The sequence below is a fragment of the Streptomyces sp. NPDC053426 genome (assembly GCF_055585405.1).
The window spans coordinates 108029-133857 of record NZ_JBVJKE010000020.1 but is presented as its reverse complement, the minus strand read 5'-3'; the positions used below and the strand labels follow the sequence as shown (position 1 = coordinate 133857).

Here is a 25829-nt window from a genome sequence, read left to right as displayed (position 1 = left end):
ACCCTCCCTCTACGCCTCGACAGGGCCCCCCACTCCCCCCCCCCCCCCCCCCCAACCCCCCCCCCCCCCACCCCCCCCCCCCCCTCCCCCTTCTCCCCCCCCCCCCCCCCCCCCCCCCCCCCCGCGCCGGGAGACACGGGAACAGCAAGGAGACAGCGGTGCCAGGAGTGCGCAACGGAGTGCGGGCCAGCCAGTTGGACGCCCGCTGGATCAAAAGCCGGCACAGCAACGCCGAGGGCAACTGTGTCGAGGTGGCCCCGCTGACCGACGGGGGGATCGCGATGCGCAACTCCCGTGACCCCGACGGCCCCGCCCTCGTCTACACGGCCGCGGAGCTGGCGGCGTTCCTGGCCGGCGCGAAGGACGGCGAGTTCGACCACCTGGTCTGAACACCCGTGACGAACCGGCGCCGGCCGCCCGGACCGGTGCCGGTGAAACGGAGCCCGACTCGCCACTTCCTCGGGGCTTTCGCACGCGGATGCGGTGAGGGAAAGTCAGATGCGATAGTGTAAAGCGCCCTTGTGCCGGTCTGCTGGGAGTCAGGATGTCCGCCGCGTCGCATCGAATCTCCCGTCTGGAACCCTATCTGGACAGGCCCGAGCCCGCTCCGACCCTGCTGAAGATGCTGGTCGGCGTGCAACTGGCGGGCTTCCGCGACGACGCCGGACTGTCCCAGGACCAGGCGGCCCGCTCCGTCGGCTTCAGCGCCGCGAAGCTGTCCCGCATCGAGTCCGGCAAGGGCCGCCGCCCGCCGACCGAGGGCGACGTCCGGGCCCTGCTGACGCTGTACGGCACCGACGGGTACGAGGCCTCGGTACTGCTCAAACTGCTCCAGCGGGCCGGAGAACCGGGCTGGTGGCAACGGTACGACAAGCGGCTGATGCCCGAGTGGTTCGACCGTCTGGTCGGACTCCAGGAGGCCGCCGCCACCATCCGTACCTTCGAGATCCAGTACGTCCCCGGACTGCTGCAGACCGCCGCCTACACCCGCGCGGTGGTCGAGCGGGGGCTGCCGAACGCCCCGGCCGGCGAGGTGCAGCGCCGGGTCGAACTGCGCATGCGCCGCGCCGAACTGCTGCTGCGCGAGGCCGCGCCGCAGCTCTGGGCCGTCATCGACGAGTCGGTCCTGCTGCGCGTCCTGGGCAGCCCCGCGGTGATGCGCGAGCAGCTCGAGCACCTGGTGACGATGGCCGAGCGGCCCAATGTGACGGTGCAGATCGTGCCGCTGGACGTGACGAACGCGTCGGCGCCCGCCATCCCCGTGACCTATCTGCGCTTCGGCGGGCTCGACCTGCCCGACGTGGTCTACCTGGAGCACATCAGGAGCGCCAACTTCCTGGAGGACCTCGACGAGACGGAGGAGTACCGGATCGCGCTGGACCGCCTCGCCGACGAGGCGCTCAAACCGCGAGACTCGGTGGAACTGCTCCGCAGGACGATCGAGGGACGCTACGCCACGGCGTAGCGGCGGTCCCGGACACGCCGACGCCCCCGTGGGACCCGAGCGGTCCGGCGGGGGCGTCGCGGCGTCGGGGGTTACAGCGGGAGCCGGCCCACACCGCCGAACTCGATCCACTCCTGGGTGAGCTGACGGGGCGCCACCTCGGTGTCCGGACGCCAGGTGGACACCTCCACCAGACCCGGCTCCAGGACCTCCAGGCCCTCGAAGTACGACTCGACGTCCTTCCGCTCGCGCACCCGGCCCCAGTTCCCCTGGGTCGCCTGGTCCATGAAGTCGGTGACGAACTTGCGGACCTCGGCGTCCTCGCTGACGAGCTGGCACATCACCATGAAGCTGCCCGGCGCCAGCCGTTCGCGCACCCGGCGGGCCAGGGCGAGCGGTCCGTCGGCGTCGTCGTCCGGGATGCAGTGGAAGACCGAGTTGAACAGCACGCACACCGGCTCCGAGAAGTCGATCAGCCGCCGGGTCTCCGGATGGCCGAATATCCCGTCGGTGTCGCGCATGTCGGCCTGGATGACCACGGTGCGCTCGTCCTGCTCCAGCAGGGCACGGCCGTGCACCAGCACCATCGGGTCGTTGTCGGCGTACACCACGTGGGCGGTCGGGTCGACGCGCTGCGCGACCTGGTGGACGTTGTCCTGGGTGGGCAGGCCGGAACCGTGGTCGACGTACTGCCGTATCCCGTACTCCTGCGTGAGGGTGCGGACCACCCGCTGGAGGAAGCGCCGGTTGTTCAGCGCCAGACGGCGGGTGCTGGGCACCACCTTGTCGAGTTCCTCGGTCGCGGCACGGTCCGCCGCGTAGTTGTCCTTGCCGCCCAGGTAGTAGTCGTACATGCGCGCCGCCGTCGGCACGGTCGCGTCGATCTCGGTGGACAGCTGCTTACCGGTGTGCATCGTTCCCCCTGCGGGCCGCGCCAACTGGACTGGCTGGACAGGGAGTACATCCTAGGGAGCCGCGAAGGGGCCGTGCCAGCCCGTCGGTGAACGTCGCCGGAAGGAAGGACGCGCCGGTCGCCCGAAATAACCCATGGTGTCCTACCGGGTGCCTAGGGTGAGTGCTTGCGTTCCGGAGAGGGGGTACTCGCGGGGCGTCGCCGTTTCCCCGTGGGAGGTCGGACCTTGGACAGCTCGACGGACCGGATCGCCAATCCCTGGGGTCCGCGCACCCCTTACGCGCCCGGCACCCCCTGGCCGGCCCGCACCGACACACACCTGGCGGAGGGGGTCACGGAGGGGGACGTGGAGCGCTGGGTGCGGTCCGCCTCCATCCTGCACTCCAACGGCGACGCGCTGGACATCGCGGTGCGCGACGGGCGCATCGTGGGCGTACGGGGCCGCGCGGTCGATCGGGTGAACCGCGGCCGGCTCGGGCCCAAGGACCTCTACGGCTGGCAGGCCAACCACTCACCGGACCGGCTGACCAGGCCCCTCGTGCGGGAGAACGGGCGGCTGGTGGAGTCGGACTGGGACACCGCCATGGAGCGGATCACGGCCCGCACGAAGGAGCTGCTGGACGAACGCGGTCCGGGCGCCGTCGGCTTCTACACCACCGGACAGCTCTTCCTGGAGGAGTACTACACCCTCGCCCTCATCGCCCACGTCGGCATCCGCACCAACCACCTCGACGGCAACACCCGCCTGTGCACGGCGACGGCCGCCGAGGCCCTCAAGGAGACCTTCGGCTCCGACGGCCAGCCCGGCTCGTACGAGGACGTCGACCACGCCGACACCATCGCCCTGTTCGGACACAACGTGGCGGAGACCCAGACCGTGCTGTGGATGCGGATGCTGGACCGCCTGGAGGGTTCCGACCCGCCCCGGCTGCTGTGCGTCGACCCCCGGTACACCCCCGTCGCCCAGCGCGCCGACGTCCACCTGGCGCCGCGCCCCGGCACCAACGTCGCGCTGCTCAACGCGCTGCTGCACGAGATCATCCGCACCGGCCGGACCGACCGCGCCTACATCGACGCGCACACCGTCGGCTTCGACGAACTCGCCGCCCGCGTCGAGGAGTGCACCCCGAAGTGGGCCGCGGAGATCTGCGACGTCCCCGCCGCGCAGATCGAACGGGCGGCGGAACTCCTCGGCGGAGCACGGCGGTTGCTCTCCACCGTCCTGCAGGGCGTCTACCAGTCCCACCAGGCCTCCGCCGCCGCCGTCCAGGTCAACAACCTCCATCTGATCCGGGGCATGCTGGGCCGCCCCGGCTGCGGACTGCTGCAGATGAACGGCCAGCCCACCGCCGAGAACACCCGCGAATGCGGCGCGAACGGCGATCTGCCGGGCTTTCGCAACTGGCAGAACGACCAGCATGTGGCGGAACTCGCCGAGATCTGGAACGTCGAGCCGGACGCCATCCCGCACTACGGCCCGCCCACCCACGCCATGCAGATCTTCCGCTACGCCGAGCAGGGCTCGCTGGGCATGCTGTGGATCACCGGCACCAACCCGGCCGTCTCCCTGCCCGAACTGGCCAGGATCCGCTCGATCCTCGCCCAGGAGCGGCTGTTCGTGGTGGTGCAGGACCTGTTCCTCACCGAGACCGCCCAGCTCGCCGACGTCGTCCTGCCGGCCGCGACCTGGGGCGAGAAGACCGGCACCTTCACCAACACCGACCGCACCGTGCACCTGTCGGAGAAGGCCGTCGAACCGCCCGGCGAGGCCCGGTCCGACCTCGACATCTTCCTCGACTTCGCCGCCCGCATGGACTTCCGCGACAAGGACGGCGGCCCGCTGATCGGCTGGCGGGACCCGAGGGGCGCGTTCGCCGCCTGGCAGCGGTGCAGCGCCGGACGCCCCTGCGACTACACCGGGCTGAGCTACGACAAGCTGCGGCACGGCAGCGGCATCCAGTGGCCCTGCACCGAGGACGCCCCCGACGGCACCGCCCGCCTCTACACCGACGGCATCACCTACGCCCACCCCGACGCGTGTGAGAGTTACGGCAAGGACATGGTGACCGGTGCCACCGTCACCCCGGTCGAGTACCGCTCCCTCAACCCGGACGGCAAGGCGGTGATCAAGGCCGCGGAATACCTCCCGCCGCACGAGGACGCCTCACCCGAGTACCCCCTCCAGCTCATCACCGGCCGCACCGTGTACCACTTCCACACCCGCACCAAGACCGGCCGCGCGCCCGAGCTGAACGCCGCCGCGCCGGACGTGTGGGCGGAGATCTCACCCGCGGAGGCCGCCGCGCAGGGCCTGGCCGACGGCGACCTGGTCCAGGTCACCACCCCGCGCGGGGCGATGCGGGCCCGGCTGCGGACCACCGCGATCCGCGACGGCGTGGTGTTCGTGCCCTTCCACTACGGCTACTGGGACACCCCGCAGGGCCACCGGCCGCCCGACGACCGGCCCGGCCGGGCCGCCAACGAGACCACCATCACCGACTGGGACCCCCTCTCCAAACAGCCCCTGTTCAAGACGGCCGCGGCCCGCGTCACGCTGGTCGCCCGGCGGGACACACGGCGGGGCACGGACACCGACGGCACCGGGACGGCGGGGAGCGGCTCATGAACGGCATCGGCATCACACTCCGCGTCCTGCACGACGACGAACGGGACCTGGAACAGGACCTGCTGGCCGCCGCCGAACGCCATCGCACCGAGCACGAGTTCCACCACGTCGCCACCGACGTCGCCCGCTGGTCCCGGGAACACGCCACACGGCTCGCCGCCCTCGGCCCCGACCACGGCGTCCATCTCCCCGGCCCCCGCGACCACCCCTCGCCCGGAGCGCTCACCGCCCTGCGGGAGAAGGCCTCCCAGGCCCTCGGGCGCCGCCCGGAGACGGGCCTGCTGCTCCTGCACGACCTGCGCGACCTGCATCTGGCCGCCTCCCGCAGCTCGCTCCACTGGGAGATGCTCGCCCAGGCGGCACAGGCCACCCGGGACCAGGAGCTGCTGGAGCTGGTCTCCTCCTGCCATCCGCAGACCCTCCGCCAGATGCGCTGGACCAACACGATGATCAAGGTGCTGTCGCCGCAGCTCCTCGTCAGCGCGTAACCGGCACGGGTGGCGGTCCCCGCCGACGCCTGCACCGACGCGTGTGCCCCGCTATCGTCGGGTTCGTCCCCACCGGACGCCCGCTGCCCCGGGAGGCACGCATGGACGACTACTACGACCTCGGCGACCACCGCAGGACCGTGACGACCTCCTCCGCCGACGCCCAACTCTGGTTCGACCGCGGGCTGGTGTGGACGTACGCGTTCAACCACGAGGAGGCGGTCGCCTGTTTCGAGAAGGCGGCCGAGGCCGACCCGGACTGCGCCATGGCCCACTGGGGCATCGCCTACGCCCTCGGCCCCAACTACAACAAACCCTGGGAGGCCTTCGACGGCGACGAACTCGCCGGCACCGTCGCACGCACCCACCGGGCGGTGGAACGGGCGCACGAGAAGGCCGTCCGCGCCACCCCCGTCGAGCGGGCCCTCATCGAGGCCCTGCGCGCCCGCTACCCGCAGGCGGAGGCCGTCGAGGACTGCTCGGTGTGGAACGAGCCCTACGCGGACCGGATGCTCGCCGTCCACGAGAACGCCCCCGGCGACCCGGACGTGGCCACGCTCTGCGCCGACGCCCTGATGAACCTCACCCCCTGGCGGCTGTGGGACCTCAAGGCCGGCCGTCCGGCCGACGGGGCCCGCACCCTGGAGGCCAAGGCCGTCCTCGACGGCGCCCTCGCCACCGCCGCGGGCGCCCGGCACCCCGGCGTCCTCCACCTGTACGTCCACCTGATGGAGATGTCCCCCACGCCGGAAGCGGCCCTCACCGTCGCCGACCGGCTGCGCGGCGCCGTGCCCGACGCCGGGCACCTGCTCCACATGCCCTCGCACCTGGAAGTGCTGTGCGGCGACTACCGCCGGGTCGTCTCGGACAACACCGCCGCCGTCGCCGCCGACGAGAAGTACCTCGAGCGGGCCGGCGCCATGAACTTCTACACGCTCTACCGCGCCCACAACCACCACTTCCGGATCTACGGCGCCATGTTCGCCGGACAGTCGGAGGTGGCCCTGGACGCCGCCGCGCGGCTCGAGGCCGCCGTCCCCGAGGAACTCCTGCGGGTGCAGAGCCCGCCCATGGCCGACTGGCTCGAGGGGTTCCTGGCGATGCGCGTCCACGTCCTGGTCCGCTTCGGCCGCTGGGACGACATCCTGGCGCTGCCGTTCCCCGCCGACCCGGAGCTGTACTGCGTGACCACCGCCATGCTCCACTACGCACGGGGCGTCGCCCTCTCCGCGACCGGCGCCACCGACGGGGCCGAGGCGGAGCGGACCGCCTTCCACGCGGCCGTGCGCCGCGTCCCCGGGACCCGGATGCTCTTCAACAACACCTGCCACGACGTCCTCGCCGTCGCGTCGGCGATGCTGGACGGCGAACTCGCCTACCGCAAGGGCGAGTACGACACCGCCTTCGCCGCGCTGGAACGCTCGGTCGAGCTGGACGACGCCCTGCCCTACGACGAGCCCTGGGGCTGGATGCAGCCCACCCGGCACGCCTACGGGGCGCTGCTGCTGGAGCGGGGCCGCGTCGAAGAGGCCGAAGCCGTCTACCGGGCCGACCTCGGCCTCGACGACACCCTGCCCCGGCCCCTGCAGCACCCGGGCAACGTCTGGGCGCTGCACGGGTTCCACGAGTGCCTGCTGCGCACCGGCAGGACCGGTGAGGCGGCGATCGTCGCCCAGCAGCTCAAGCGGGCGACCGCGCTGGCGGACGTACCCGTCGAGTCGTCCTGCTTCTGCCGGCTGGAGACCCACCACCCCTGCCACTGAACCGGCCCGGGCGCTCGCCCGGGCCGGTTCGGCGGGCCGGACGGCGTCCGGCCTCAGCGCGCCTCGACGACGTCCTGGAACGTCTTCATGCAGGAGAAGCAGTGCCGGTCCGTCATGTGCCGACGAGTCGACTCGTCCTGCTTCTCCACTCCGCAGAGCGTGGATGACTTGTCCGACGTGAGGACATGCCACACCAGCTCCCCCGAAGTGTCTGCACCGCACCACATCTCGTGCATTCCCAGCTCCCTCCGGGTAGGCATGGAGGCCGCTTCCATACGAGCACGACCCGGGCCCGGACGGCTCGTCCGGCGAGGCAGTCGGGTGATGTGCGGGGCCGGAACGCATACCGGCGGTGCCGGCCGGATCCTGGAAGGACGACGAAGGCGCCGGTCGCGGTGCGTCCGCCGCCCGGGCCGGGTGGGCCCGGCGGCCGGGCCCACGTCCACGACGCGGCGCAAGGGACTCCGCGCGACCGCCACGGAGGTGCTCTCCACGCACCGCGGTCACCGTCGGCGCCGACTCCGACGGTGACCGCGCCTGTCCGTGTACCCCCGCTTCACACCGTCATGCCGGGGGCGCGGACACGGCTGCCTCCTGGGGCCCGAGGGGTGCCCGGGCCCGTCGCGAAGCCCCGCGGCCCGGCCCCCGGGACGCCCGGCGCGGCGCACGAGACCGGTGAGATTGCCGGTCCGCACCGGCCCCCTCCTCTCCGACAGTGGCACCGCCAGTCAATCGGCGGCGCCCCCGGCCGGGGCACGGCCCCCACCACGCCGTGCTCCCCGTAACACCGGCCAAACGGGCGGCCCGCCGCGACAGAGAGGACTCCCCGTCGTGCAGCAGCACCCCCACACCAGCAGGCGCAGGACCGGCAGGCTCGCCGCACTGACCGCGGCGGTCGCCGTCGTCGTCGGCCTCACCACCCTCAACGGCCCCGGCGCCCAGGCGGCCGACAACCCCTACGAGCGCGGCCCGGCACCGACCGAATCGAGCATCGAGGCGCTGCGCGGCCCCTACGCCGTGTCGGACATCTCCGTCTCCTCGCTGTCCGTCACCGGCTTCGGCGGAGGCACCATCTACTACCCGACCAGCACCGCCGACGGCACCTTCGGGGCGATCGCCATCTCGCCCGGCTTCACCGCCTACCAGTCCTCCATCGCCTGGCTGGGCCCACGCCTGGCCTCCCAGGGTTTCGTGGTGTTCACCATCGACACCAACACCACCCTGGACCAGCCCGCCTCCCGCGGTGACCAGTTGCTCGCCGCGCTGGACTACCTCACCCAGCGCAGCGCGGTCCGCGGCCGCATCGACAGCAGCCGGCTCGGCGTCATGGGCCACTCGATGGGCGGCGGCGGAAGCCTCGAAGCCGCCAAGGACCGGCCCTCGCTCCAGGCGGCGATCCCGCTGACCCCCTGGAACCTCGACAAGACCTGGTCCGAGGTCAGGACCCCCACCCTCCTCTTCGGCGCCGACGGCGACACCATCGCCTCCGTCTCCAGCCACGCCGAGCCCTTCTACAGCAGCCTGCCGTCCTCCCTGGACCGGGCCTACATCGAGCTGAACGGCGCCACCCACTTCACGCCCAACTCGTCGAACACGACGATCGCGAAGTACAGCGTCTCCTGGCTGAAGCGGTTCATCGACAACGACACCCGCTACGAGCAGTTCCTGTGCCCGCTGCCCCAGCGGAGCCTGACGGTCGAGGAGTCCCGGGGCAACTGCCCGCACACCTCCTGAGATCGGCGGCTCCCGCCGAACGACCACCCGGTGGCGGTCCGCGTACGACGCGGGCCGCCACCGGCGTTGTGCGCGCGCACCGCCGGACGCCGGGCGCCCTGGGCCCCGGCACACTCGTGGACGCGTCCCCTCCACTCGACCTTACGCGTGAGTAACGTCGAGTGAATGACCGGACAGACGATCCCGCGGCGGCAGGCGATCCACCGGCTGCTGGACGGGCTGCGCACCGACGGCGGCGTCCACGTCGTGACCGGTGAACCCGGTTGCGGCCGTACGGCGTTCCTGGAGTACGCCGCCGGCTCCTTCCGCGCCGGACCGGTGTGGCACGTACGCGCCGAACCCGGCCGAGGCGCGCCGCCGCTCAGCGGCCTGCACACCTTGCTGCGTGCCGCCGGCCGTACCGTGCGGGCCGCGGGGGACGGTACGGCGGGGGAGGCGCTGTTCGACGCCCTGCGCGCGGCGTCCGGCGCGTCGCCGCTCCTGGTGTGCGTGGACGACGCGCACCTGTGGGACGCCGCGTCGCGCGCCGCGCTGGGACACGCCGCCGCGCGGGTGCGTGCGGCGGGGGTCCCGGCGGGACTGCTCCTCACGGTTCCCGGACACCGGCCCGTCGACCGGGAGTTGGCGGCACTTCCCGTGCTGCGGCTGGACCCGCTGACACCCGGGGACGCGGCCCGTGTGGTCGACGACGTGACCGGCGGCGCCGTCGACCCCCGCGTGCGCGAGGAACTGGTGACGGCGGCGGAGGGCAACCCCGCGCTGCTGCTGGCGCTGATCCGCCGGCTGTCGCACGCCCAGCTCCGCGGACGCCGGGCACTGCCCCGGCCGCTGGCCGACGGGGAGGCCCTCGGCGGGGTGACCGGCGGCTGCCTGACCGGCGTACCGCCGGACCGGGCCGGCCTGCTGCTGACGGCGGCGGCCGCCGTGCGCGCGACGGGGGAACCGGACGCCGACGCGGACCTCGTACGGCGAGCGGCCGGGGCCGGCGCGGTGCGGCCGTTGCCCGAGGTGCTGGTCCTGGCCGAGGGCCGCCTGCGGTTCCGCAGCGCGCTGCTGGGGAGGGCGGTGTACGCCGGCGCGCCGCCCGAACGGCGCCGTGCCGCGCACCGCGCACTGGCCGCGTGTCTGACGGACACCGGTGCGGACGGCGTCCTCGCGCTGCTGCACCGCTCCTGGACCGCCACGGGCCCCGCCCCCGCCCTCGCGGCCGAACTCGCGGCGGCCGCCTCCGTGTCACCGCCGGGCCTGCGCCGCAGGGCGCTCACCCGCGCCGCCGAACTGACGGCGGACGGGACGGAGCGGGCACACCGCTACACCGCCGCCGCGGCACAGGCCCTGCTCGCCGGGCACTCGCCCGAGGCGCTGCGCCTGCTCGACGCCGCCCGGAGCCGTCCGGCCCCCGCCTCCGTACGCGGCGGCGCGGAACTCCTGCGGGGAGCGGTGCTCCTCGCCGACGGGCCGGTGGACGACGCCCGCGAGTCCTTCCTGCTGGCCGCGGGCCTGCTCGCCGAGACCGACCACGAGGCCGCCGGCAGGGCGACCCTGGCGGCGGCGGAGGCGGCCTGGGCCGCCGGCGACCCCGCCTCCTGCCTCCACGCCCTCACCGACCCGGCACCGGCCGCCGTCCCCACGGAGGCACCGCCCGCCAGGACCCCGGCCCACGCCCCTGCCACCCGCCCCGCTGCCATCGGCGCCGCCCCCGGGACGGAGGCGTCGGGCGCCGTCGGCGGGGTGGCGGTGTCCGGTCCGGGTGGTTCCGGGACAGGGATGCCGGGTGGCGGGTGGGCTGTCGGCGGTGACGCGCGTGGTGTCGCCCATGTGCGGTCAGGGCCGCTCCGGGATCACCGGGACGGGATGCGGGCCGTGCTGCTGGGGCGGTTCGACCGTGCCGCCGGCCCGCTGCGGCGGGTGGTCGAGCACGGGCTGTCCGGCGACGACCCCGAGCCGCTCCTGCGGTCCGCCTCCGCCGCGCTCATGCTCGGTGACGTGACCACCGCCCGCCGCGCCGGCGCACGGGCACTCGCCGCGGCCCGCACCCTCGGTTCCAGCGCCCTCGAACCGAGGGCGCTGGAGTACCTGGCCTACGCCGAACTGCGCGCCGGACGCCACCAGCTCGCCCGGACCCACGCGGAGGAGGGGCTGCGCACCGCGTCGCGGACCGGACAGCGCAACACGGCCGCCCACCACCATGCGGTACTGGCGCTCGCCGCGTCCATCGAGGGGGAGCGGGAGATCGTCGCCGAGCACGTCGCCGCGGCCCTGCGCACCGCCCGCCGGCACGGACTCGCGCAGGCCGCGACGCTCGCCCAGTGGGCCGCGGCCCGCGCCGACCTCGGCGCCGGACGTCCCCGCGAAGCCGCGGACCGGCTGGGCCCCCTGGTCCGCCCCGGTGCCCGCCGCGGCCACTTCGCGGTGTGGATGCTCGCCGTCCCCTGCTTCGTGGAGGCCACCGTACTCGCCGGACGCCCCGAGCACGCGGCCGCGGCCGTCGAGGACTTCGACCTGTGGGCCGCCTGCGGAGCCGACCCGCAGGCCCCCGCCCAACTCCTGCGCTGCCGCGCCCTCCTGGCCGCCCCGGACGCGGCCGACACCCTGTACCTGCGCGCCCTGGACCGCCACGAGGAGACGGCCGGGGACTTCGAGCGGGCCCGAACGGAACTGCTCTACGGCAAGTGGCTGCGGCGCAGACGCCGGCTGCGCGAGGCGCGCAACCGCCTCGGGGAAGCCCTGATGGGCTTCGAGCGCTGCGGCGCGCACCTGTGGGCTCAGCAGGCCGCCGCCGAGTCGCGGGCGGGCGGCGCGGCCCCCGGCCCGCCCGGGGCCGGGGAGCTGTCCCGGCTGACCCCGCAGCAGCTGCGCATCGCACGGCGCGTCGCCGAGGGCGCCACCAACCGGGAGGTGGCCCTGAGCCTGTCCGTCAGCACCCGCACCGTCGACTACCACCTGCGGAACATCTTCGCCATCCTGGGGGTCCGTTCCCGCGTCGAGCTGGTCCGCCTCGTCGGTCAGGCGGAAAAGACCGGTGCACAACCCTAGGGACCGACCGGACGGTATGTCATCCTTCGGGGCAGGACGAGTCCGATGGCGGCCGGCCCACGGGCTCCCCCGTACCGGCCGGGCGCCGGTACGGGGACCGCCGCCGCACGGGCGCCGCCGGGAAGCCGACCCTGGGGGAGATGCGCGATGCAATACGCCGTACGGCCACGTACCCTGCCGCGTCCTGGACCCGCGCCCGCCGCGCGGCCCCGGACACCGCGCGTGCGGTCGCTGATCGACGCCGACGCGCTGCGCGTGCTGCACCGGGCCGCCCGCGTCCTGCTGGACGACCTGCCCCAGCTCACCGACGGGCTGGTCGCCGTACTGCAGGAGCAGGAGCCCGCGTACCGGTCCGCGGTCGAGGGGGACGCCACCACGACCTGGCAGGAGGTGCACCGCTCGCTGCGGCACAGCATCTCCTCCCTGCTCGACCCGCGGGGCGCCCGGGACGCGGCGCGCCGCTGCACCTGGAAGATCGGCGCCACGCGCGCCGAGCAGGGGCTGCCGCTGGACGCCCTGCTGCACGCCTTCCGGCTGGGCGGCTCGCTGGTGTGGCAGGGCCTGGTCGACGAGACCTCCCGGACGGCGCCCGAGGACGTACGGCTGCTGGTGCACGTGGCGTCCGACGTGTGGAACTTCGTCGACGAGCACTGCACCCTCGTCGCGGACGCCTACCGGCAGACCGAGCGACAACTGGCGTGGCGGAGGGAGAACAGGGTGCGTCTGCTGGCCGCGGCCCTGCTGGACGGCACGAGCAGGATCGCCGACCTGCCCGAGGCCGCGCAGGCGCTGGACCTGCCCGAGCACGGGCGGTACGTGGTCGTCGCGGTCGCCGGCGGCGGGCCCACCGGTTGTCCCGGTGCCCAAGCGGCCCTCGCTCCGGGTGTGCGCGTGCACTGGCACACGGGCGTGGACGCCGATCACGGCATCGTCCTGGTCGAGGACGGTACGGAGCCCGTGGTGCTGGAGGAGCAGGCGGCGGGGGTACGGGTGGGCGTCAGCAGCGCGGTCGAGGGGCTGTCCGCCGTGGGGGAGGCGCGGCGGCTGGCGGACACCGCGCTGAGCCTGTGCCCCGAGCAGGGCGGCACGGTCCGCCTGACCGAGCACCTGCCGGCGGCGCTGGTGGTGTCGAGTCCCGAACTCGGCGCCGCGCTGGCCGAGCGGCTGCTCGGCCCGCTGGCCCACCTCGAACCCGCCGACGCGGAGGTCCTGCTGGACACCCTGGCCACCTGGCTGGCCTGCGACGGCTCGGCCCAGCGGGCGAGCCGCCGCCTCTACTGCCACCGCAACACGGTCCTCAACCGCCTCCGCCGCTACGAACAACTCACCGGCCGCTCCCTCTCCCGCCCCACCGACCTGATAGAAGTCAGCCTCGCCCTGACAGCCCGCACCCACCTCCCCCGCCCCCGCCCAACCTGACCCCCCCAGCCGGCGCCGCGGCTGCGGCTGTGCCGCCCCCCCCACCCGGCCGCGTGCGGCGCTGCCGCCCCAGCTGCGGGCAGTCGTGCCGCTGGGGCGATGGGGGCACCTCCCGCTCGAGCGGAGCCGAGAGTGGGGGAGGGTGGGCGCAGCGGCACCCCTTCCGGAGGCGGCAAGCGACATCCGGCCCCGGTGCCGCCACGGCCGGCGCCCACCTGGGCACCCGCACAACTCCCACCCGCCCCCATTGGTACGCCGCAGCGTACGGGCGCCGAAACCTGTACCGCCCGCCCACCCCCGTGCTGTCGTGAGGCACCCCTTCCCCCGAAGCCGCAGCCGCGCCCCGCGGCCCGGCCCCGAGGAGCCGTGATGCCCGAAGCACCACCGGACAGCCCGCCCGCGCTGCACGTCGAAAACGTCGACGTGACCTACGGCCGAGCCCTGTCCGCCCTCCGCTCCGTGTCCCTGACCGTGCCGCACCGCACCGTCGTCGCCCTGCTCGGCGCCAACGGCGCCGGCAAGACGACCCTGCTGCGCGCCGTCTCCGGCACGCTGCGCCTGCACCGCGGCGCGATCACGGCCGGCCGCATCCGCTACGGCGACACGGTGCTCGACGGCAAGGACCCCGTCGCGGCGGTACGCGCCGGAGTCGTCCAGGTCCCCGAGGGACGACGGGTGTTCGCCGGACTCTCGGTCGACGAGAACCTGCGCTCCGGCGGCCTCGGCCTCGGCCGGCGCGGCCGCGCCCAGGTCCAGGAGGCCCGCGACCGGGTCTTCACGCTCTTCCCCCGCCTCGCCGAACGCACCCACCAGGCAGCGGGCCTGCTCTCCGGCGGCGAACAGCAGATGCTCGCCATCGGCCGCGCCCTGATGGCCGCCCCGCGCCTGCTGCTCCTCGACGAGCCCTCCCTCGGCCTCGCCCCGCAGATGGTGTACCGCATCGCCGAGGTGATCCGCGAGATCAACGCCCAGGGCACCGCCGTGCTCCTCGTCGAGCAGAACGCCGGCATGGCGCTCTCCCTCGCCGACCACGCGCACGTCCTGGAGGTCGGCGAGACCCGCCTGTCCGGCCCCGCCGACGAACTCGCCCGCACCGACGCCGTACGCCGCCTCTACCTGGGCGAGGCGGCCGAGGACCAGGGGGCGGCGTGACCGACCGCACCACCACCGCACCGCCCGTGCTCGACGTACGGGACGTCACCGTGCGCTTCGCCGGACTCACCGCCCTCGACGGCGTCTCCTTCACCGTCACCCCCGGCTCGGTGCACGCGCTCATCGGACCCAACGGCGCCGGCAAGTCGACCTGCTTCAACGTGCTGTCGGGCCTGTGCCGCCCGGCCGCCGGCACGGTGACGCTCGGCGGCACCGAGCTGACCCGCCTCGCCCCGCACCGCATCGCCGCACTCGGCGTGGCCCGCACCTTCCAGAACATCGTCACCACCCACGGCACCGTCGCCGACAACCTCATGCTCGGCCGCCATGCCCTGTCCCGCGCCGGGTTCGCCGCGAGCGCGCTGCGCCTGCCGGGCGCCGTACGGGAACAGCGCGAGCACCTCGCCAGAGCGCGCGAGATCGCCGAACTCACCGGCCTGGGGGGCCACTTCGACAGCCCCGTCGCCCTGCTGTCGTACGGCGACCGCAAGCGCGTCGAGCTCGCCCGCGCCCTCTGCCTGGAGCCCCGTGTGCTGCTCCTCGACGAACCCGTGGCCGGCATGAACGCCGCCGAACGCGCCCGCACCGCCGAGGTGGTGGGCGAACTCCGTGCCGAACTCGGCCTGTCCATCGTCCTCGTCGAGCACGACATGGGCCTCGTCATGCGCCTCGCCGACGACGTCACCGTGCTCGACTTCGGCAAGCCCATCGCCCACGGCACCCCCGACGAGGTCCGCCAGGACCCCGAAGTGCTGCGCGCCTACCTCGGCACCGACGCGACCGGGGAGGACGCGGCATGACGGCATTCCTCGACAACATCCTCGGCGGACTGGCACTCGGCGCGGTCTACGCGCTGGTCGCCCTCGGCTTCGTCGTCATCTTCAAGGCCTCCGGCGTCCTCAACTTCGCCCACGGCTCCCTGCTCCTGCTCGGCGGCTACCTCACCGCCGTACTCCACGACGACCTCGGCTTCGCCGGAGCGCTCGCCCTGGCGGTCCTCACCACGGCCGCCCTGGCCGGCGCGCTCGACCGGTTCCTGCTGCAACGCGGCGGCCAGGACGCCCACTCCGCCCATGTGCAGACCATCGTCACCATCGGCATCGACATCGTCCTGCTCACCGATCTCTCCCGGCGCATCGGCGGCGACCTGCTGTCCCTGGGCGACCCGTGGGGAGACGCGGTGACCGAGCTGGGCCCGGTGACCGTCGCCGACAGCCGGCTCGCCGCGATCGTGGTGTCGGCCGTGGTCATCGGCGCGGTGTTCGCGCTCTTCCGGTTCACCTCCTGGGGGCTGTCCCTGCGGGCGGCGGCCGAGGACCTGGAGGCCGCCGCGCTCATGGGCGTACGGCTCGGCCGGGTGCGCGCGGGCGCCTGGTGCCTGGCGGGCGCGCTCGCCGCGCTGGCCGCCGTGTTCCTCGCCGCGTTCCCCGCGCCCGGACTGGAGCGCACCACCGGGCAGATCGCCCTCAACGCCTTCCCGGCCGCGATCCTCGGCGGCCTCGCCTCCCCGGCCGGCGCCCTCGCGGGCAGCCTGATCATCGGCCTGACCGAGGCGCTCGCCGTCGGCTACCAGTCCGAACTGCACGTCCTCGGCGAGGGGTTCGGCGACGTCGCCCCGTACGCGGTGATGCTGCTCGTCCTTCTCGTACGGCCCACCGGGCTGTTCGGCGCGAAGGGGGCGGCCCGTGTCTGACCGACTCCTCGGGGCCCTCACCCGCCGCCGGGCCTGGCTCCTGCTGCTCGCCGTGGCCCTGTGCCTGCCGCCGTTCTACCTGGACGCCTTCTGGCTGCGCATCGGCCTGTTCTCCATGGCCGCGGCCATCGGCGCCACCGGCCTCGCCCTGCTCAGCGGCACCGCCGGACAACTCTCCCTCGGCCACGCCTTCTTCCTCGCCGTCGGCGCCTACGGCTACGCCTGGCTGGCCGGCGAACCCGGACCCGGACTGCCCCCGGCCCTCGCCGCGCTCCTCGCGGTCCTGCTCGCGGGAGCGGCCGGCGGACTGTTCAGCCCCGTCGCCGCCCGGGTCAAGGGCATCTACCTGGGCATCGCCACCCTCGCGCTGGTCTTCCTCGGCCACCACGTCCTGCTGACCGCCGACTCCGTCACCGGCGGCTTCAACGGCCGCTCCGTGCCCCCGCTCACCCTCGGCGGGTTCACCTTCGCCGAGAGCGACCCTGAACTCACCGTCCTCGGCGTGCCGTTCGGCGCGGAGGAACGGCTGTGGTTCCTGGGCCTGGCCCTGTTCGCGTTCACCTGGTTCACCGCCCGCGGCCTGCTGCGCTCACGCCCCGGCAGGGCGCTGGCCGCCCTGCGCGACAGCGAGACCGCGGCCGCCGTGATGGGCGTCGACGTCGCCCGGCACCGCTCGGCGGCCTTCGTGGTGTCGTCGATGTACGCGGGCCTCGCGGGAGTGCTCCTGGCGCTCGCCTTCCGCCGCGTCGTCCCGGACTACTTCTCCCTCGCGCTCTCCGTCGACTACCTCGCCATGATCGTCATCGGCGGCCTCGGGTCCGTCGCCGGAGCCACCGCCGGCGCCGTCTTCGTCACCGCCCTGCCGCTGCTGATGACCCGGTACGCCGACCAGCTCCCGCTGGTGACCGCCCCGGGCTCCGCCGAGGGCGCCGTGGGCCCCACCGAGGCGGCCCGCTACCTCTACGGCGCGGCGATCGTCCTGGTCCTGCTGTACGCCCCCGACGGTCTGCACGGCCTGGCACGCCGGGCCCGGGACCGCGTACGGCGCCGCCGATCCCGTACCCCCGCCCCGGAAACCGTCGTCCCCTCGCCTCCGCAACCGGCCGCACGACCCAAGGAGCACACTCCGTGAACACCACGCACCGCACCCGCCGCGACCGGCACCGCACCGCCGGGACCGTCCTCGCCGGCGCCCTCGCCCTGCTGCTCGCGGCCACCGGATGCAGCTCCAAGGCGGACGGCGGCGACAAGGGCGGGGAGGCCGCCGACGGCGTCCGCACCGGGCCCGGCGTCGGCGCCGACACCATCAGGCTGGGCGCCCTCACCGACCTGACCGGTCCCTACGCCACCCTCGGCAAGAGCATCGTGCAGGCCCAGCAGATGTGGGCCGACGAGACCAACGCCAAGGGCGGCATCTGCGACCGCAAGGTGGAGATCGTCGTCAAGGACCACGGCTACGACGTGCAGAAGGCGGTCACCGCCTACGCCGACATCGCCCCGGACGTCGTGGCGCTGCCCCAGGTCATCGGCTCCCCGGTGGTCGCCGCGCTGCTCGACGACATCGAGCGGGACAAGATGCTCACCTTCCCGCAGGCCTGGGCGGCCTCCCTGCTCGGCAAGGACGCCATCCAGGTGCTCGGCACCACGTACGACGTCGACATGATCGCCGCCGTCGAGTTCCTCACCCGCGCCAAGGGCCTGAAGAAGGGCGACACGATCGGCCACGTCTACTTCGAGGGCGACTACGGCGCCAACGCGCTGGAAGGGTCCACCTGGGCGGCCGAGAAGGCCGGGCTGAAGGTGGCCGGGCAGAAGATCAAGGCCACGGACACCGATCTGTCCGCCCAGGTCTCGGCCCTGCGCGAGGAGGGCGTGAAGGCCATCCTGATCAGCGCCGGACCCGCGCAGACGGCCTCCCTCGTCGGCGTCGCCGCCTCCCGCGGTCTGAAGGTCCCCGTCGTCAGCAGCGCCCCCGGCTTCGCGCCCCAGCTCATGAAGACCCCCGCCGCGCCCGCCCTGGCGGCGATGCTCAACATCGTGAGCGCCGCGCCCGCGGTCAGCTCCGACCTGCCCGGCGTGAAGAACATGGTGGCGTCGTACCGGAAGAAGTACCCGGACTCGCCGGTCGACTCCGGCGTGCTGTCCGGGTACAACGCCGCCCAGCTCATGGGCGCCGACCTGAAGAAGGCCTGCGAGGCGGGCGGCCTCACCCGTGAGGACGTCGTCAAGGCGCACCGCGCGCAGACGAACGCCGACACCGGCCTCGGCACCCCGCAGAACTTCTCCGACGTCGACCGCCCCGCGAGCGTCGAGACGTACGTGCTCAAGCCCGACGCCGAGGCGGTCGGCGGCGTGGTGAACGCGGAGGACGCGCACGCGGCGCCGGGAGTCGAGGAGTACCTGTCCTCGCACTGACGGCCCGCACCGTCCGGATGCCCCGGCGGACCCCGGAAGGGGGCGCCGGGGCGTCGTGCGCCCGGAACCGGAAGGCGACGGGGGCGGCGAGGGCCCCGGCCCGGCGCGGGCGGGTCAGCCGGCGGCCGCCTCCGGATCACGGTCGGACGACGGCCAGACGTACGGCAGGTCGTCCGGCTCCCCGGGGAAGAGGTCCGCGTAGACGGCCGGGTCCTTGCGGACCAGCGCCGAGCGATGGCTGCGGTGCACGGCGTCGTCACCCAGCCAGGGCGGCAGCTCACCGGCCCCGGCCAGCTCCCGCTGACCGCGCACCGGCGCTCCGGGCCGCACCCCGGCGAGGTCGGCGACGAGGGTGGCCGCGCAGCTGTCCTGGTGGCCCCGGTCGCGCCAGACCCGGCAGATCTCCAGGCCGTACCGCACCAGCGCCTCCTCGTAGCCGGTCCACATGCGGACCGCGGGATGGCGGCGCCACCCGTAGCCCGGCACGATCAGGCCGCGCAGCACCTGGAGCGCCTCCACCCGCTGCTTGCCGAGCCGACGCCGGTCGAGCACCAGCGCCGACTCGTGGAAGTCGGGGTACGGCATGAAGGTCTGCATACGACCGTCCGAGGGTCCGGGGGCCGCTGGGTTTCGGAGCGCGGCCCACCGCACCGCAGTTCCCCTTCCCCGGCGGCGCACACCTCGTGGCGGCTGCCGGGGCTCAGCCCAGCGTGCCCAGCCGGGCCTCGCGCCACAGGTCGACGCCGCCGTCGGTGGCGTACTCGTCGATCTCGGCCAGCTCCTCGGCGCCGAAGTCGAGGTTCTCCAGCGCGGCGACGTTCTGCTCCAGCTGCTCGATGCGGGAGGCGCCCATGACCAGCGAGGTGACCCGCGGGTCCCGCAGCGCCCAGGCCAGCGCCATCTGCGCGAGGGTCTGCCCGCGCCGGGCCGCGATGCCGTTCAGGGCGCGCAGCCGGTGCAGCATGTCCTCGGTCAGCCACTCGGTGTCGAACGACTTGCCGGCCGCCGCCCGCGAGTCCCGCGGGACGCCGTCCAGATAGCGCCCGGTCAGCATCCCCTGCGCGAGCGCCGTGAAGCCGATGACCCCGAAGCCCTCCTCCTGGGCCACGTCCAGCAGGCCGTCCGTCTCGATCCAGCGGTTCAGCATGTTGTACGACGGCTGGTGGATCAGCAGCGGGGTCCCGAGGTCCCGGAGGATGGCCACGGCCTCGCGGGTGCGCTCGGCGTCGTACGAGGAGATGCCGACGTAGAGCGCCTTGCCCTGGCGGACCGCCGTGTCGAGGGCGCCCATCGTCTCCTCGAGCGGAGTGGTGGTGTCCAGCCGGTGCGAGTAGAAGATGTCCACGTACTCCAGGCCCATGCGCTTCAGCGACTGGTCCAGCGAGGCCAGCAGGTACTTGCGGGAGCCGCCGCCCTGGCCGTACGGGCCGGGCCACATGTCCCAGCCGGCCTTGGTGGAGACCACCAGCTCGTCGCGGTACGGCGCGAGGTCCCGCTTCATCAGCCGGCCGAAGTTGATCTCGGCGGAGCCGTAGGGAGGGCCGTAGTTGTTCGCCAGGTCGTGGTGGGTGATGCCCAGGTCGAAGGCGCGCAGGGCGATCTCGCGCTGCGTCTCGAACGGCTTGTCGTCGCCGAAGTTGTGCCAGTAGCCCAGGGACAGCAGGGGGAGGTCGAGTCCCGAGCGGCCGGTGCGCCGGTAGCGCATGGTGCCGTCGTAACGCTCGGGGCGGGCGATGTGGTTCATCGGCGGTTCTCCGGTGATGCGAGTGGGGGTGTCCCGTGGGATGGTGTTGATCCTTGCCACAGTGCCCCCGCCCGATCGGGAAGTCCAACCGATCCCTTCCATGGAATTCAGCAGCACGGCTTCTGAATCGGCGGGTGGCCGCGACGACGGATTGGAGTCCGCGCCGACGGGCAGGCGAAAGCGGAAGCGGCATGAGCACGACCGCCCGCTCCTCCCCCCCACAAGGAGATCGACCATGAGAGTCCGTACGCTGACCGGCGGCCTGGCCGCGGTCCTCGTGTTGTCCGGCCCGCTGTTGAACGGCCCGGCCGTGGCCGTCGCGCCCGCCGACGCGGCCCGGCGTCAGGCGGCCGACGACGTGGTCACCTACGACACGAGCGGCGCCGCGGAGTTCAAGGCCGCGGTCGAGAGGGGAGCGGCGATCTGGAACGAGAGCGTCGAGACCGTCGAGCTGCGTCCGGCCGCGGCCGGACAGCGCGCCGACGTGCGGATCGTGGCGGACAACGGCTGGCCCCGCTCCGTCCCCACCTCGATGGGCAACGGCACCGTCTACATCGGCCGTCAGGCCGTGGACCAGGGCCACTCCACGATCCGTATCGCGGCCCACGAACTCGGTCACATGCTGGGCCTGCCGGACCGCAAGCCCGGCCCCTGCTCCAGCCTGATGTCGGGCGCCAGCGCCGGAACCTCGTGCACCAACCCCTACCCGAGCGCGGCGGAGAAGGCGCAGGTCGAGCGGAACTTCGAGGGAGCCCCCAGCGGGGCGCTCCTGGGGCGGATGTGACGACCGGGGCGATCACCGCTATGGTTGTCCCAGGTCGAGGCGACGGAAATCTCCCAAGCCCGACCGTGCGTTGGTGGTCCAAGGAAAGACGCCCCGCTTCCTGCGGGGAGATGCAGGTGCAAGGCCTGCCCGGCGCTCCGTCCGAGCCCCGTCCCGAAGCTTCGGGACGGGGCTCGTCGCGTTGCCGCCGGTTCAGGGCTGGACCGGCATGGTCCAGCAGTTGGAGCGCGCCGGCTCGCCCTGGAGCCGGTCGGTCAGCCACTCCACCGCGTCACCCTGGTCGGTGAGCAGCGGCACGAGGTGGTTGGTGAGGATCTTGTCGCCGAGGTCGGGCAGCACGACGGCCTTGTAGGTGACGTCGGCGCCCTTGCGGCACCAGTCCAGGGCCAGTTGACGGGCCTGTGCGTGCGGCACGATGTCGTCCTGGACGCCGGTGGCCAGGCGGACCGGGCCGGTGGGCTCGAGCCTGCCGATGCGCTGCTCGTCGAGGACGGCCCGGGCGTCCGGCTCGTCGGCGATGACGTCGGCGAGCGAGCCGCCGTCCTTCGTCCACTCGGTGCTCTTGGTGAAGCCGTGGCTGAGGATCGCGTCCCCGACGCAGCTCGTGGCGATGGAGTCGAGGGCGGTCCGGCCGGTGGCGTTGACGTGCTGGTCGACGATCTCCCGCAACGCGGGCTCCGCCTGGGCGAAACCGTTGATCGACCAGCCCAGCGCGGCCGCCAGGGCGCTGCCGTCGATGCCCTTCATGACCGCCGTCAGGTCGGCGGGCGGCGCGCCGGCGTAGGTGCCGACGAGGTTCACCTCGGGCGCGTAGGCGGAGTGCAGTTCGGCGGCGGACGCGCTGGCCCCGCCGCCCTGGCTGTAGCCGTACAGGCCCACGCGCGAGTCGGCGGTGACCGACGCGCCCGGCACGGAGCGGGCCGCGCGGGCCGCGTCCAGCATGGCGTGCCCCTGGTCGAGCCGGTTGACGTAGGTGTGCAGCCGGTCGGTCGCCCCGAGCCCGACGTAGTCGGTCACCACGACGGCGGCGCCGGTGGCCAGGAGCCGGTAGACGGCCAGGTTGTCGTATCCGACCGACAGCGTCTCCCCGGTCAGGGTCAGCGGGTTCTGCAGGGCCAGCGAGGGCGCGCACTGGTCGCCCTGGCCCATGGTTCCGGAGCCGACGACCACCAGGGGGCGGGGGCCGTCGCCCTTCCAGCCGGCGGACGGCTCGATGTAGGCCCCGGTGACGGCCACCGGCCGCCCGCCCGAGTCGGTGGAGGTGTACATCAGGCGGGTCGCGGTGCCGGGCAGGGTGCGGCCGTCCAGGCCGGGCAGGCTCAGCCCGAGACGCAGTGGCTCGTGGCGGACCAGTACGCCCTGGCCCGCGGGGAGTTCGGCGGGCGGGGTGTAGAAGGCGGGGATGGTGACGCCCCGCGACACCACGGGGTCGCTCGCGGCGGCGGGCGGCGCGGACACGCAGACACAGGCGGTCGTGGCGACCACGGTGGTCAGCACGGTGCTGATACGGCTCACGGCTCACTCCTCGCTCTGCTCCAGGAAGGTGAACCGGAAACTAGCAGTGCTTACTTACCGCCGGTAACCCGCGAGTAAGTTACGTCACGGTAACTTTTGTGGGGGTGCCGGGCGCACACAGGAGCGGGCCCCGCCGGTCGCCCGGCGGGGCCCGCTCCCGGTCGTGACCGGTCAGGCCGTGTGCAGCGTCAGCCCGTAGCGGTTGAGGATCTCGTTGACCGGCTGGAACCAGGTCTCGCCCCCGCTGGAGCAGTTGCCCCAGCCGCCGGAGGTGACGCCCTGCGCCTGGTCACCGCTGATGAACGAACCGCCCGAGTCGCCGCCTTCGGCGCAGACACTGGTCTTCGTCATCTGATGGACCGCGCCCTGGCTGTAGTTGACCGTCTCGTTCTTGGCCAGGACCCTGCCGCAGTGCCAGTGGGTCGTGGAGCCGGAGCGGCAGATCGAGGCGCCGACCGGTGCCTCCGCCGAGCCGCGCACCAACTGGTCCGGCACCGTGCCCCAGCCGAGCACCACCGGCACCGTCCACCAGCCGCTGCCCACGTTCACCCAGGCGTAGTCGTTGCCCGGGAACGAGGAGCCCTGGAAGTTGCCGATGTACGAGCCGTCCCAGCCTCTGACCTGCTGGCCCGCCCCGCCGCAGTGCCCGGCGGTGACGAAGCCGCCGTGCACCGAGAAGCCTATGGAGCAGCGGACGTTGCCGGTGTAGTACGGGTCGCCGCCCACCGTCCCGGCGGCGAAGGTCTCCGCCGCGGCCTCCACGGTCCGCACGGTGACCGGGCCGGCCTCGCGGGCCTCGTCCACGAAGGAGCGGACATCGTTGTCAGCGCGCTTGTCGGCGACGACGTTCACGACGACCGTGTTGGCGGTCGGGTCGACGGCCCAGCTGCTGACGCCCGAGGGCGCGTCGAGGCGGTCGATACGGGACTTGGCCGCGTCGAGCTGCCGGGCGCTGTGCTCGACGGTGCGGACGGCCGCGCCGGACGCGCGCAGGGACCGTACCGTCGAGGCGTCGGCGTCCGGGGTGACGGCCACGGTCAGTTTCTCGCTCTTCGCGTCGAACCAGGCGCCGCCGTACGCCGGTCCGGCGGTCTTGCGGGCCTCGGGCGCGAGCTCGGTGGCCTCGCGCTCGGCGGCCAGCCGGTCCTCCGCCTCGGCGCGGGTCAGCCCGAAGTCCCGCTGCATCGCCTGGAGCAGACCGTCGGAGGCGGGCGCGGAGCGGGCGGTGGGGGAGTCGGGGGCGTCCTGCGCCGAGGCCGGCAGGGTGCCGGCCGCGGTCCAGCTGCCGATCATGAGCAGAGCGGCCACGCCGGCGTGCGTGAGTCGGGTGCGTCTCATGGAAGGTGCCCTTCGTCGTTCCAGCAAGGTGGGGGTGGAACAACCGCAGTGTGAGAGCGCTCTCAGTCTGAGTCGAGCAGAGCGTAGCGGGCCGAGCGGTGTCAGGTCTATGCCAATGCGGGGACTGATTCCCGTACGGCTCGGGCGTGACGGTCGCTGTCCGCGGTCACCCGGCGGTGCTCGCGTGCCCACTCCACCGAGGCGTCGGCGTCCCCCTGCTCCGTGCGTCGGTCACGGAGCCGTTCCTCGGCAGGGCGGCCCGGGACGTGAGTCCCCTCCCTCCGGGGAGAAGGGTGGTCAGAGGCGTTCGCCCGCCACCTCGTCCTCGTCCGGCTCCGGTTTCGTACCGCCGGCCCGGGCCCGGTGGGCCCGCAGCCGGTCGAGGCGTGAGATGACGGGGGTGGCGCTCACCCCGTGCAGCACGACGGACGCCAGCACCGTGAAGGTCACCACCGCCCACAACCGCTCGGCCGGGACGCCGAAACCGGGGGTGCCGAGCGCGTGGGCCAGGTAGAACAGCGAGCCGATGCCGCGGATCCCGAAGAAGGCGATCACCACCCGCTCCCGCGGCCCGGCGGACGTACCGAACTGAGCGGCCCACGCCGTCAGCGGCCGGACCGCCAACAGCAGCAGCAGACCCACGACCGCCCCCTGCCAGGTCAGCGACGCCAGACCGCCCTGCGCGACGAACACACCGAGCAGGAACAGCAGTACGGCGGTCAGCAGCCGTTCCACCTGCTCCACGAAATCGTGCAGCACCCTGTGGTAGCCGTGGGCGCGCTCCGCCCTGCGGATCCGGCAGGCGGTGACGAACACGGCCACGAAGCCGTAGCCGTGCAGCAGCTCCGTCACCCCGTAGGTGAGGAACGTGGTGCCGATGGCGACGAACCCCTCCCGGTGCTCGGACAGCCGCATCGCCCGCCGGCCCGCCCGGAAGAACAGCCACCCGAGCAGCGTGCCGACGACGAGCCCCGCGGACACGCCCACCACGCACTTGTACAGCACCTCGACCAGCGCCCAGTGGGTGACCCCGTCACCGGTGGGACGCCCGCCCGCGGCGGCGAGGGCGACGGCCGCCATGACGAAGGGGAAGGCGAGACCGTCGTTCAGCCCGGCCTCGCTGGTCAGCGTGAAGCGCACCTCGTCCTCGTCGTGCTCGGAGTCGGTGGGCGCGCCCACCCGCACCTCCGAGGCGAGCACCGGATCGGTCGGCGCCAGCACGGCCGCCAGCAGCAGCGCGGCGACCGGCGGCCAGTCGAGCAGACCCCACGCCAGGAGACCCACGGCCGCGATGGTCAGCGGCATGGTGACGCCCAGCTGCCGCCAGGTGCCCTGCCAGCGCCGGCGGCCGAACGGCCGGTTCAGGGCGAGGCCGGCGCCCATGAGGGAGATGACCACACAGATCTCGGTGACGTGCTCCACCCACGTCCGGTCCGCCACCGGGTCGATCTCCGGCATGGGCAGGGGCATGGGCAGCAACTGGAGGGCGACCCCGCAGACGAGGAACACCAGCGGCAGCGACAGCGGTCTGCGGGCCACCAGCCGGGGCAGTACGGCCGCGCCGAGTGCGCCGGCCCCGAGCAGGGTGAAGAGGTAGTCAGGGGAGGTCACCGATCACAGGTGCCCGGAGCCGGCCGGGGGCACGCCGTGGCTTCGGCCGAAACATCATCCCGGCGGCGGGAGCCCGCCCGAACGGACGGACGGACGGGTGCGGTCCTCGCCGTCCGCCGGGACGCGCGCTCCGGCGTGAAGGGCGGGGCCCGCG

21 protein-coding genes are annotated in these 25829 nt (G+C 73.6%); 14 read left to right on the top strand and 7 right to left on the bottom strand.

From position 1 onward, the window contains the following. The first annotated feature begins 158 nt into the window (after positions 1 to 158). Together ACZ62B_RS32625 and ACZ62B_RS32620 are read left to right on the top strand one after the other, a co-directional pair. A complete protein-coding gene (locus tag ACZ62B_RS32625; protein WP_073934125.1) occupies positions 159 to 389 on the top strand; it encodes a DUF397 domain-containing protein in 231 nt (76 codons plus the stop codon). Positions 390 to 544: 155 nt separating this feature from the next. Next, complete coding sequence (locus tag ACZ62B_RS32620; RefSeq protein WP_344562638.1) at positions 545 to 1465, top strand: helix-turn-helix domain-containing protein; 921 nt, start codon at positions 545 to 547, stop codon at positions 1463 to 1465. A 71-nt stretch (positions 1466 to 1536) separates the two neighbouring features. Here the strand turns inward: ACZ62B_RS32620 and ACZ62B_RS32615 are convergent, their stop codons facing one another. Then, positions 1537 to 2358, bottom strand: coding sequence for an SAM-dependent methyltransferase (locus tag ACZ62B_RS32615; protein WP_344562635.1), 822 nt, complete (start codon positions 2356 to 2358; stop codon positions 1537 to 1539). Positions 2359 to 2583: 225 nt separating this feature from the next. On the opposite strand from ACZ62B_RS32615, the gene ACZ62B_RS32610 reads away from it, so the two are divergent. The 3 genes from ACZ62B_RS32610 to ACZ62B_RS32600 all read left to right on the top strand — a co-directional run bounded on the left by ACZ62B_RS32610 (position 2584) and on the right by ACZ62B_RS32600 (position 7234). After that, the gene (locus ACZ62B_RS32610) at positions 2584 to 4983 is read left to right on the top strand and encodes a molybdopterin oxidoreductase family protein (protein WP_469693100.1); all 2400 of its coding nucleotides are present in this window, start codon (positions 2584 to 2586) and stop codon (positions 4981 to 4983) included. After that, positions 4980 to 5471 (top strand): hypothetical protein, encoded by a 492-nt coding sequence (locus ACZ62B_RS32605; RefSeq protein WP_344562631.1) that lies wholly within the window; start codon positions 4980 to 4982, stop codon positions 5469 to 5471. Before ACZ62B_RS32610 ends, ACZ62B_RS32605 begins: the two co-directional genes overlap by 4 nt. A 101-nt stretch (positions 5472 to 5572) precedes the next feature. Beyond that, positions 5573 to 7234 carry a tetratricopeptide repeat protein gene (locus ACZ62B_RS32600; RefSeq protein WP_344562629.1) on the top strand — a complete coding sequence of 554 codons (1662 nt, stop codon included), beginning with the start codon at positions 5573 to 5575 and terminating at the stop codon, positions 7232 to 7234. A gap of 53 nt (positions 7235 to 7287) precedes the next feature. Here ACZ62B_RS32600 and ACZ62B_RS32595 read toward each other — a convergent pair whose 3' ends face one another. Beyond that, complete coding sequence (locus tag ACZ62B_RS32595; RefSeq protein ID WP_073934210.1) at positions 7288 to 7494, bottom strand: hypothetical protein; 207 nt, start codon at positions 7492 to 7494, stop codon at positions 7288 to 7290. Positions 7495 to 8065: 571 nt separating this feature from the next. Between ACZ62B_RS32595 and bdeA the strand changes: the two genes are divergently transcribed. The 8 genes from bdeA to ACZ62B_RS32555 all read left to right on the top strand — a co-directional run bounded on the left by bdeA (position 8066) and on the right by ACZ62B_RS32555 (position 18683). Continuing rightward, positions 8066 to 8968 (top strand): bis(hydroxyethyl) terephthalate hydrolase, encoded by a 903-nt coding sequence (bdeA, locus tag ACZ62B_RS32590; protein ID WP_344562626.1) that lies wholly within the window; start codon positions 8066 to 8068, stop codon positions 8966 to 8968. Positions 8969 to 9133: 165 nt separating this feature from the next. Further along, positions 9134 to 12004, top strand: a complete 2871-nt coding sequence (locus tag ACZ62B_RS32585) for a helix-turn-helix transcriptional regulator (protein WP_469693097.1) — start codon at positions 9134 to 9136, stop codon at positions 12002 to 12004. A 147-nt stretch (positions 12005 to 12151) separates the two neighbouring features. Next, positions 12152 to 13423, top strand: a complete 1272-nt coding sequence (locus ACZ62B_RS32580; RefSeq protein WP_469693095.1) for an RsbRD N-terminal domain-containing protein — start codon at positions 12152 to 12154, stop codon at positions 13421 to 13423. A 369-nt stretch (positions 13424 to 13792) separates the two neighbouring features. Further along, complete coding sequence (locus ACZ62B_RS32575; RefSeq protein WP_468724653.1) at positions 13793 to 14575, top strand: ABC transporter ATP-binding protein; 783 nt, start codon at positions 13793 to 13795, stop codon at positions 14573 to 14575. Further along, the gene (locus ACZ62B_RS32570) at positions 14572 to 15375 is read left to right on the top strand and encodes an ABC transporter ATP-binding protein (RefSeq protein WP_344562618.1); all 804 of its coding nucleotides are present in this window, start codon (positions 14572 to 14574) and stop codon (positions 15373 to 15375) included. Before ACZ62B_RS32575 ends, ACZ62B_RS32570 begins: the two co-directional genes overlap by 4 nt. Further along, a complete protein-coding gene (locus ACZ62B_RS32565) occupies positions 15372 to 16268 on the top strand; it encodes a branched-chain amino acid ABC transporter permease (protein WP_073934114.1) in 897 nt (298 codons plus the stop codon). Before ACZ62B_RS32570 ends, ACZ62B_RS32565 begins: the two co-directional genes overlap by 4 nt. After that, a complete protein-coding gene (locus ACZ62B_RS32560; protein ID WP_344562616.1) occupies positions 16261 to 17400 on the top strand; it encodes a branched-chain amino acid ABC transporter permease in 1140 nt (379 codons plus the stop codon). The genes ACZ62B_RS32565 and ACZ62B_RS32560 overlap by 8 nt, the downstream gene beginning before the upstream one ends. After that, complete coding sequence (locus ACZ62B_RS32555) at positions 17397 to 18683, top strand: ABC transporter substrate-binding protein (protein ID WP_469693092.1); 1287 nt, start codon at positions 17397 to 17399, stop codon at positions 18681 to 18683. Before ACZ62B_RS32560 ends, ACZ62B_RS32555 begins: the two co-directional genes overlap by 4 nt. 114 nt (positions 18684 to 18797) lie before the next feature. Here the strand turns inward: ACZ62B_RS32555 and ACZ62B_RS32550 are convergent, their stop codons facing one another. Both ACZ62B_RS32550 and mgrA read right to left on the bottom strand, forming a co-directional pair. Further along, a complete protein-coding gene (locus tag ACZ62B_RS32550) occupies positions 18798 to 19280 on the bottom strand; it encodes an MSMEG_6728 family protein (RefSeq protein ID WP_344562612.1) in 483 nt (160 codons plus the stop codon). Positions 19281 to 19383: 103 nt separating this feature from the next. Continuing rightward, positions 19384 to 20427, bottom strand: a complete 1044-nt coding sequence (mgrA, locus tag ACZ62B_RS32545) for an L-glyceraldehyde 3-phosphate reductase (protein ID WP_344562610.1) — start codon at positions 20425 to 20427, stop codon at positions 19384 to 19386. Between the two features lie 235 nt (positions 20428 to 20662). Here mgrA and ACZ62B_RS32540 point away from each other — a divergent pair, with 235 nt between their 5' ends. After that, complete coding sequence (locus ACZ62B_RS32540; protein ID WP_344562608.1) at positions 20663 to 21211, top strand: snapalysin family zinc-dependent metalloprotease; 549 nt, start codon at positions 20663 to 20665, stop codon at positions 21209 to 21211. 192 nt (positions 21212 to 21403) lie between these two features. Here ACZ62B_RS32540 and ACZ62B_RS32535 read toward each other — a convergent pair whose 3' ends face one another. From ACZ62B_RS32535 to ACZ62B_RS32525, 3 genes are all read right to left on the bottom strand, one after another. Then, on the bottom strand, positions 21404 to 22726 hold the full coding sequence (locus ACZ62B_RS32535; protein WP_469693089.1) for a lipase family protein: 1323 nt from the start codon (positions 22724 to 22726) through the stop codon (positions 21404 to 21406). 171 nt (positions 22727 to 22897) lie between these two features. Beyond that, complete coding sequence (locus ACZ62B_RS32530; protein ID WP_468885163.1) at positions 22898 to 24064, bottom strand: S1 family peptidase; 1167 nt, start codon at positions 24062 to 24064, stop codon at positions 22898 to 22900. 297 nt (positions 24065 to 24361) lie between these two features. Continuing rightward, positions 24362 to 25675 (bottom strand): cation:proton antiporter, encoded by a 1314-nt coding sequence (locus tag ACZ62B_RS32525; RefSeq protein WP_344562602.1) that lies wholly within the window; start codon positions 25673 to 25675, stop codon positions 24362 to 24364. Positions 25676 to 25829: the final 154 nt, after the last annotated feature.

What these genes read in the sequence shown, in the direction of transcription:
- ACZ62B_RS32580 (WP_469693095.1), top strand. Translation starts at nt 12,152, where the DNA reads ATGCAATACGCCGTACGGCCACGTACCCTGCCGCGTCCTGGACCCGCG.
- ACZ62B_RS32605 (WP_344562631.1), top strand. Translation starts at nt 4,980, where the DNA reads ATGAACGGCATCGGCATCACACTCCGCGTCCTGCACGACGACGAACGG.
- ACZ62B_RS32530 (WP_468885163.1), bottom strand. Translation starts at nt 24,064, where the DNA reads ATGAGACGCACCCGACTCACGCACGCCGGCGTGGCCGCTCTGCTCATG.
- ACZ62B_RS32620 (WP_344562638.1), top strand. Translation starts at nt 545, where the DNA reads ATGTCCGCCGCGTCGCATCGAATCTCCCGTCTGGAACCCTATCTGGAC.
- ACZ62B_RS32575 (WP_468724653.1), top strand. Translation starts at nt 13,793, where the DNA reads ATGCCCGAAGCACCACCGGACAGCCCGCCCGCGCTGCACGTCGAAAAC.
- ACZ62B_RS32540 (WP_344562608.1), top strand. Translation starts at nt 20,663, where the DNA reads ATGAGAGTCCGTACGCTGACCGGCGGCCTGGCCGCGGTCCTCGTGTTG.
- ACZ62B_RS32585 (WP_469693097.1), top strand. Translation starts at nt 9,134, where the DNA reads ATGACCGGACAGACGATCCCGCGGCGGCAGGCGATCCACCGGCTGCTG.
- ACZ62B_RS32550 (WP_344562612.1), bottom strand. Translation starts at nt 19,280, where the DNA reads ATGCAGACCTTCATGCCGTACCCCGACTTCCACGAGTCGGCGCTGGTG.
- ACZ62B_RS32600 (WP_344562629.1), top strand. Translation starts at nt 5,573, where the DNA reads ATGGACGACTACTACGACCTCGGCGACCACCGCAGGACCGTGACGACC.
- ACZ62B_RS32565 (WP_073934114.1), top strand. Translation starts at nt 15,372, where the DNA reads ATGACGGCATTCCTCGACAACATCCTCGGCGGACTGGCACTCGGCGCG.
- mgrA (WP_344562610.1), bottom strand. Translation starts at nt 20,427, where the DNA reads ATGAACCACATCGCCCGCCCCGAGCGTTACGACGGCACCATGCGCTAC.
- ACZ62B_RS32595 (WP_073934210.1), bottom strand. Translation starts at nt 7,494, where the DNA reads ATGCCTACCCGGAGGGAGCTGGGAATGCACGAGATGTGGTGCGGTGCA.
- ACZ62B_RS32615 (WP_344562635.1), bottom strand. Translation starts at nt 2,358, where the DNA reads ATGCACACCGGTAAGCAGCTGTCCACCGAGATCGACGCGACCGTGCCG.